This is a genomic window from Desulfovibrio sp. OH1186_COT-070, from assembly GCF_003860215.1.
In the GTDB taxonomy this organism is placed as follows: Bacteria; Desulfobacterota; Desulfovibrionia; order Desulfovibrionales; family Desulfovibrionaceae; genus Desulfovibrio.
Genome location: NZ_RQYH01000014.1, coordinates 40,505 through 47,266, shown reverse-complemented (window position 1 = coordinate 47,266; position 6,762 = coordinate 40,505). Strand labels below are relative to the sequence as shown.

The window sequence follows — 6,762 nt, the reverse complement described above, 5'->3', positions numbered from 1 at the left end:
GATTTGCTGGAGGCGCGCTTTGGCACGCTTCCCCAGTCCGTGACTTCCTACATTGCCAATTCGTCTGATGCCAATGCCCTGCGGAAGCTGACGCTTTTCGCCTACCGTGCGGAGTCGTTGCAGGCTGTTGTTGACCGGATCAACGACGACACAAAGATGATGTGATCTGCACCTTCAGCAAAACACGATGGCCGCCTGTGCTTCTGTGCAGGCGGCTTTTTTGCGTGCATGATCGGGCCTCCCTCAAAAATCGGGGCAAGCAAAAAGAAAAAGGGTTTGCAGAAATTTCTGCAAACCCGCAAATTCTGGTGGAGCTGGACAGAATTGAACTGACGGCCTCTTGAATGCCATTCAAGCGCTCTCCCAACTGAGCTACAGCCCCACAGCGAAAAAGAACATGCCCCAAAGAGCGGAAAATTGTCAAGAATTTTTTGTGCGCTCCGGCAAGCCTTTCCAGGCACGGCTGTTCGTGTGGGGGAAGACCCCATCCCGGCTCCGGATGGCGGCGGGAAATCGGCCCCGCTTGACCGCCGCAGGGCAGCCCGGATACGGTTTGCCCTCAAGGGAGAAATGCGGAACATGCAGATGCCGTCCACAATCAACGCAGTGCTGGTGCTTGCCGAAGGGGATGCCATTCCCGTCAAAAGCCTCACGGATCTCTGCAAAACAACAACCAGAGAGCAGTTGCAGATCACCGTGCTGGCCCTGCCCGGTCTGCGCCATGCGCCTGCGTTGAAAGAGCTGCACAGGGCGGGCATTATCCGCAATCTCTGGTTTCTTTCCCGCCCGGTGACGAAAGTCAGCGCATACAACATCGGCTGGAGCCATGTGCCGTCAGAAATCTGCATGCACATGGAGCACGGCGTCAGCGTGAAAAACAGCCGCTGGCTGCGCGTTTTGTCGGAAAAATGGAGCCGCGGCCTGCCCCTGTCCGTCCTTTGCGGCACTGCCGCGCAGGACGGGGAGCATGGGGCAGCGCAGGCTGCCCGCGATGGTCATGAGCCCTGGCCCCTTTTGCGTGCCGGCGCCGCATTGCGCCCGCCGCTGCTGCTGCCGCGGGGCGTTCTGGATATTGTGGGCGGCTGGACAGAAGACTATGCGGACATGGCAACAGCCCGGAAGGATTTGCTTTTCCGGCTGTCTCTGGTGGACCTGCCTGTCTATTGTCATGGCGCGGGCCTTCTCGCGCCGGAGGACGCGCAGGGGCAGCCCGGCAGCGGGCCTCTTGTGCACGGTTTTTCCGCAGAAGAGTTGTTCGGCATCAATTGCATGCTCCATGAAATTTTTGTGAAACCCTGGAAGAGCGTACGCAGATACGTTCTGGACGGCGTGGACAGGGACCATGTGGCGCACATCAGGGAGAGGAGCGCGTATGTGCGTTATACGGAGGTATTTGCATCGTGCCTGAAGGCCATTGTGGACAGGGGCCGCAACAGTGCGTCGGCATTGCCCGGCCGGAAGGGGCCCCTCTTGGACGATGTTTTTGTCAAGGATTTCAAGGAAAAATTTGAACGTCTGGACTCCGGCGATGGCGCGTGTTCCGGCGGTAACCCTGCGGTGGCGCGCGTGGAGGCGGCGGGCGGGGAGGAGCGGAATGCCCCGCTGTACCGCCCGGACGCTCCCCCGGCAACGGAGGTGGTGGAACAGGCCCTGCTCATGCCTTTTCTCGGCAGCATGGATTCGTTTTTGTCCGGCGTGTTTGTCAACGGCGCATGTCTTCCCGCAGCACTGATGGACAGGGGCAGGGAGCGCAGCCCCACGCCCCCGCAGGAGCGCATCAGGGGCACGTGCTTTTTCGGCGGCTACCTCTTTCCCCATTACGGGCACTTTTTGCTGGAGAGTCTGAGCAGGCTGCACGGCCTGCCCCGGAACGCGGACTGCCCGATCCTCTTCATGTCGCCCCGCGATCAGGTCAGTTCCTGGCAAAAACAGGTATTTTCCCTGCTGGGCATTGCCAATGAAATCGTTCTGATCAAAAAGCCGACCCTTGCGGACAGGCTGATCGTGTCCAGCCCGGCAAGCGACCCGCACCAGCCCATGCTGGACGTGCAGTGGCGTCGCCTCGGCCAGTTTCCCGCCCAAAGGGTCATCTCCGGCAAAAAAGTCTGGATTTCGCGCTCGGCCCGGAGCACGGGAAAAGTCAGGGAAGAGGCGGCGCTGGAAAAAGTTCTGGCCAGCGACGGGTGGGAGATTGTGCATCCGGAGCGTCTGGACATTGCAGACCAGCTCAGGCTGCTCTGCGCATCCCGGCACGTTGCGGGCTTTGACGGTTCCGCATTCTATTCTGTCCTGCTGTGCCAAAAGCTGACCAACCACTTCACCCTGTTCAGCAGGAGAAACCTCTTTATCCCCGTGATGCTTGACTATATCAGAAAGCGCGGCGCGACTCTGGCAACGCACATGTTTGCGGCCACCTCGCTCGGCGGAGCCGGAGGCGGCGAAAATTTTTCTCTGGATGTGGAGCAGGTCATTGCCGCGTTGCGGCAGGACACAGGGCACGCCTGATCCGCGGATATGCATGCCCTTTCGGGGCGAAAACTTGCAGAAGCATCAGAAAAAACGGTTCCGGAAGAAAGAAGGGCGCACCGTACACGTGGCGGCGGTGCCGGGCAGGGGCGCCGGCCCTTTGCCCGGATCAAGGCTCACCCGCACGGGTACATGCTGCTGCCCGGAGGCTGTATGGGGCGCATCTGCTGCGCCAGACCTTTCGCCGCTGCGGGGGGGGAGCGGCATGTCCGGAGGCAGTTCCCGGTTTTCCAGCACTTCCAGAATGCGTCCGTCCAGCACGGTATCGTCGGGCAAAAGCACGGAGCAGGTCTGTCCCGCCTGAAGGGCATTCCTGTTTTCCGGAGAAAAATAGGCCATAACCCAGTACGATTCCGCGCCGTCTTTTCCTTCGGGCAGCAAAAAAAGCAGGGGCGCATCGCGCGGCACGGTCTGTCCGGCGCGGGCCATGCCGGGCAGGATGCGGCCGTCCGCAGGCGCACGGAGGTTTTCGTCCGGCAGGGCGGGCAGGGCAGCCGCAGGCCCGGTGGCGGCACGCACTGCGGAGCGGGAGCGGGAGGCCATCTGCCTGTCGTGCAGCATCTCTTGGCGAATACGGGCAAGTTCCTGATCCAGAGCGGCGCGCTCGCGGCTGGCCGTTTCAAAATCGGCTGCGGCACGCTCCATGTTCTGACGCGCCCGCGTTTCGGCCTCTCTGGCTGCGGTATAACGCGCCTTGCCGACAGCCGCCTCGCCCCCCTGATTGTCCAGCGAGCGCCGATGAAGCTGGGCGCGCACATGTTCGGTCACACGCTCCTCGCGCACCCGCCGCTTCATGTCTTCCTCATGCCGCGCAAGCCCGAGCCTGCGTGTCATGTCCTGCTCCGCCTCCTGCGCTGCCTTGAGGCGCTGCGCCATTTCCTCCATTCCCGGAGGGCCGGAAGGCGTGCGCAGGGCAGCGGTTTCGCGTCCGGCAGCGGCAAAGCGTTCCTTCAGTTCTGTGGTGTCCATGCGCGCGAGCACCTGCCCCTGCCGGACGCGATCGCCTTCTGCGACAAAAACGGCTTCCACCCTGGCGGAAAAAGGCGACACCACCGGGAAGACCATGCCGTCAACCACAGCCCGCACACTGGTCGGGCCCGGAGGCTGAAGCCACCACCAGCAGCACAGCGCCGCCAGCAAAAGGCCGCAGGCAAGCAGCGCGTGCCGCAGGCGGGGGGAACGCCCGGATACGGGCGGATCAAGGCGAAGAGGCTCGGACACGAAAAACCGCCTGGTTGCATGTTACAGGCAGGCGCGGGCGCGCCGCCCAAAAACCGGAAATGCCGTACTGCATACCGCAAATGCAGATACCGTGCCACAAGGCCGTGCAGTCTTTACAAGCCGGGAGCAGGCGCATACAAGAGCAGTGCGGCGGATTTTCCGTCCCAAACCTGCTTTGGAGAACACCATGACTTTCGTGCGCATCTGTGTCCTGCTCTGCCTGACAACCCTGCTGGCGGCCTGCTCCCGTCCCGTCCATGTGGTGGAAAAAGAAGCCTTTTCACGCATGGCCAGCCAGATGACCAGGGAGCTTCAGGCCCGCAAACTGCTGGACAGCCGGGGCAACTATTTTGCGGCTTTTTCCCTTGCCCCGCAGGAAGGGTACGGAAAAATCCTGTTTCAGCGCCTGTCGCCCGATTTCATGCTCCAGTCCGATGCCGCCCACGACGTGTATCTTGGGGAAAATTTTGCCGCTACCGTGTTGCCGGACAGTCGGGTGAAGCACTGGCCCAACGGCTTCAGCATAGACCACGCCACCCAAAAAATCACCCTGCACATGACGGCCATTGCCGATTGGAACGGCGACGGCCAGGACGAATGGATCGTGGCCTGCACCGTGGAGCCCAAGCGCGGCGGGCGCAGCCGCACCTACTATCTGCTGGTGCCGCCGCCACGCAGCGCGGTGGAAAAACTCCGGGGAACCGTTGCAGCCGTCAACGAATGCTTTGGCCTGGCCTGCACGCTGTACGTGCGCGACAGCAAAAATATCCAGCGCACGGCGGCCGATCCTCTGGCGCCGCCCACAGAGGTGCACGACCTGACCCCCGGCCTGCAACCGGTCACCGAGCCGCCGGGCGCGAAAAAACTTCCCGCGTCCGGCCCGGCGGAGCGCCCTTTGTAGAAAGGGAGAGAGGCGCTCTTTGACAGGGCGCGGCATGTGTCACGACAAAAGGGGGAGCGGCCTGGCCGCTCCCCCTTGTTTGCGTCGCCGTGAAGCTGTGATCCTAGTGATCCTATCTGTGGATCAGGTCGTATGTGGCCACAAAAGGCTCGTCGCCGTCAGCCTTTTGCGTCTTGGTGTTCACGTCGTTCTCGTCTTCTTCTTCAAACACCAGATCCCGCGTGGTCCGCTTCTTTTCGTGGCTGGTCATGAGCTCTTCCACGATGGCCGCGGCTTCGGCCTTCTTGTTTTCGCCGATCAGGCGCACGGCCTGATCCAGAGCGGCAACGGGCTTGGGCGACAGCACGCAGACCAGGGTTTCGGTGCCCGCCTTGTCGTCAAAGCGCCAGGCGCCCTTGGCAGGCACAGTGTATTCCCTGTTCTTGACGATGGTATTGTCCATGCCCGCCTTGTCTGTGGGGAAGAGCACCTGATACTGGCCGGACGTGCCCTGGCTGAGCCAGTACACATGCCCGTCGCGGTTGGCGGAGAAAATGAGGCGCACCTTGTCGCCGGACTTGAATTCTTCTGTGGGCAGCACTGTGGTGGTCTTGCCGTCACGGGTCATTTCCACCGTGGTTTTCAGGGCAATGGTTTCTCCGTTTTCCATGCCGCCCATGCCTTCCACAGTGGGCGCGCCCACTTCGTCGTCCTCGAACACAAGGTCGCGGCTTCTGCGCGTGCTCTGGCCGATTTTCCTGTTGGCGCCGGAGGCATCGGCCATGGCCACGTTCACCTTTTCGGGCAGGCCCACGGCAATGGCCGCATTGGCATTGCCCGGAATGCCGCCGTACATGCTCATGCCCGGCGCATTGTAGTCATAGCGGGCATGGGCAGGCTCATAGCTCTGGCGCAGGCGCACGCCGTAGGGCGTGGCGTAGGTCAGGTAGGTATTGTACCTGGTGAGGCGGCTGTGGGTAAAGGTGTGCTGGTAGCCGTTGGCCCAGGTGAGGCGGATATTCCAGTACCGCTGGTCGCCGTAATAGTTGGGGCCGATGTAGAGCCGGGTATTGGGCTCCAGTTTGGTTTTGAGCAGGTTCTCGCTGAGATACTGCGGATAGTAGGTGGGGCAGATGCGCGCGTCGACGATATCTTCCCCTGTCACGTTGATGAGCATGAAATTCAGGCGTCCGGCGGCTTGGGCCTGGGACACGAAGGCGGCCGTCATCAGCAGGGCGGCCAGGCTGAACAGAATTTTTTTCATGGTCTTCTCCTGTTTTCTAGGGAACGGCCTGCGCTTCCGCAGCGGAAACAGCCCATTCCTCAATAAGTTGCCATTCGTTATCCTGGGAATAGTTTTTCAGTTTCCGCCGCTCGGCCTCCTTCTCCGAATCCGGCAGGGCTATCCATCGTGCCCGGCTGCGCGCCTGAAACCCGATGTCTTCATCCCAGTACACATGCAGGCGCTCGTGACGCAGGCTGCGCGCGAAAGAACGCTTTTTCCCCGGCGCTGCCCCCAGCACATGCCGTACGGACGTTCCGGGTTCACAGCCGTTTTCCCGGCGGATCACGCCGTCCTGCGCCAGCATGTCTGCCAGTTCCGCTTCCTCGGGGGAAAGGTTTTTTCCTTCCCGCCGGGTATCGTTGAGCCAGCGGCATATCTGCCATGTGGCATAGTGGAAGCCGCGTACTCCGCCAAAAAATTTTTCCCTGGGCAGTTCGGGGCTGACATCCCTTGCGTGGAGCGCCAGCCCATAAATGGACCGTGCCAGACGCTCCGGATCCGCATAATGCAGTTCATACGTTACGGAGCGGTACTTCCAGGCGTGCTGGAAGGCGCTTTCGCCTTCGCCCTGCGGCTCACCCAGAATCCTGCCGGGAAAGGCGGATTCCTGCCGCGCGGCGGCGTTGGCGACATCCGGAACATGCGTTGCGCCCGGCGCATATCTGTTCCAGAGTTCTTCCAGCGTCTGTGCCTGTGCCGCCGACAGAGAGCCAACCAGCAGAACGCACAGCAGGCAGTGCCGCAGCGTACCGGATATTGCCATGTTCTGTCACAGTGCCCGTTGTGGGGGGCGGTTTTGCCGCCTTTTTCGGCCGCCCGCAGGGCGGGCAGCCGAAAGGACGGATTTTTT

5 protein-coding genes and 1 tRNA gene are annotated in these 6,762 nt (G+C 61.7%); 2 read left to right on the top strand and 4 right to left on the bottom strand.

Annotated features, from left to right (window positions below; translation table 11 throughout):
- Positions 1-306: 306 nt before the first annotated feature.
- Positions 307-382, bottom strand: a tRNA-Ala gene (locus EII23_RS06650).
- Positions 383-471: 89 nt separating this feature from the next.
- On the opposite strand from EII23_RS06650, the gene EII23_RS06645 reads away from it, so the two are divergent.
- Positions 472-2,505, top strand: coding sequence for a DUF563 domain-containing protein (locus EII23_RS06645; RefSeq protein ID WP_124792610.1), 2,034 nt, complete (start codon positions 472-474; stop codon positions 2,503-2,505).
- Positions 2,506-2,550: 45 nt separating this feature from the next.
- Here the strand turns inward: EII23_RS06645 and EII23_RS06640 are convergent, their stop codons facing one another.
- Positions 2,551-3,747, bottom strand: a complete 1,197-nt coding sequence (locus tag EII23_RS06640; RefSeq protein WP_124792609.1) for an HlyD family secretion protein — start codon at positions 3,745-3,747, stop codon at positions 2,551-2,553.
- A 187-nt stretch (positions 3,748-3,934) separates the two neighbouring features.
- Between EII23_RS06640 and EII23_RS06635 the strand changes: the two genes are divergently transcribed.
- Positions 3,935-4,648, top strand: a complete 714-nt coding sequence (locus EII23_RS06635) for a hypothetical protein (RefSeq protein WP_124792608.1) — start codon at positions 3,935-3,937, stop codon at positions 4,646-4,648.
- A 112-nt stretch (positions 4,649-4,760) separates the two neighbouring features.
- On the opposite strand, the gene EII23_RS06630 is transcribed toward EII23_RS06635, so the two are convergent.
- Positions 4,761-5,891 carry a DUF4384 domain-containing protein gene (locus EII23_RS06630; RefSeq protein ID WP_124792607.1) on the bottom strand — a complete coding sequence of 377 codons (1,131 nt, stop codon included), beginning with the start codon at positions 5,889-5,891 and terminating at the stop codon, positions 4,761-4,763.
- A 16-nt stretch (positions 5,892-5,907) separates the two neighbouring features.
- Positions 5,908-6,675, bottom strand: coding sequence for a hypothetical protein (locus tag EII23_RS06625; protein WP_124792606.1), 768 nt, complete (start codon positions 6,673-6,675; stop codon positions 5,908-5,910).
- Positions 6,676-6,762: the final 87 nt, after the last annotated feature.